The following is an 803-nucleotide window of genomic DNA, read 5'->3' as shown; positions in this document are numbered from 1 at the left end:
AGGTATCAATTTTAATGGCAAGGGCCTCCCGGTTAAAGTCGTCCAGAACATTGAAGGCTCGGAACCTCAGGCCGTGATACAGCGCATCGCTCATGAAATCGGCTGACCACACCTGGTTGGGGCGTTCCGGAACCCTCAGCGGCATAGGCTCTCTGGCAGGTATCCGCTTTTTCGTTCGCCGACGACGATTCAGCTTCAGCAGGCAATACACGCGCCAGACACGCTTATGGTTCCAACAATATCCTTGTCGCCGCAGGCGTCGGTACAGCTTCCAAAAGCCCAGTCCCGGCTTGCTGTTGGCGAGTTCGCTCAACGCCTCGGCCAGTTCCTGATCCCGCTCCAACCAGTCAACCAACGGCTTGTACCAGGCCGATCGAGACAATCCGACACTCCGGCATGCCCGCTGCACGGAGAGACCATGCGTATCGACCAGATACCCAATGGCCTCGCGTTTGTCGACCGGCCTCAAAGCTTTTTTTCGATCAGGTCCTTCAGCGCCGTGTTTTCCAGCGCCATGTCGGCAAACATCCGCTTCAGTTTGGCGTTCTCTGCCTCCAATTCCTTGATCCGTTTCAGCTCAGAGGCACCCAGTCCCCCATACTTGGATTTCCACTTGTAGTAGGTCGCTGAACTGATGCCGTGCTTGCGGCATACCTCGTTGACCGCCAGGCCGCTCTCGGCCTCCTTCAGGATCGAAACTATCTGTGTCTCTGTAAATCGTGACTTTCTCATCAGTACCTCCTGGGGTCATAATGCCAGAAGTCTCTACTAATGAGGTGTCCACCTAGTGGGGAAGCTTACGG

At 55.7% G+C, this 803-nt stretch carries 1 pseudogene; it reads right to left on the bottom strand.

Annotated features, from left to right (window positions below):
* A pseudogene (locus ACOCD2_RS23190) lies at window positions 1-732 on the bottom strand (IS3 family transposase); the annotation flags it as partial.
* Window positions 733-803: the final 71 nt, after the last annotated feature.

Source organism: Thiolapillus sp., from assembly GCF_048562965.1.
Lineage (GTDB): Bacteria > Pseudomonadota > Gammaproteobacteria > Chromatiales > Chromatiaceae > Thiolapillus > Thiolapillus brandeum_A.
This window is presented reverse-complemented; position numbering and strand designations above follow the sequence as displayed.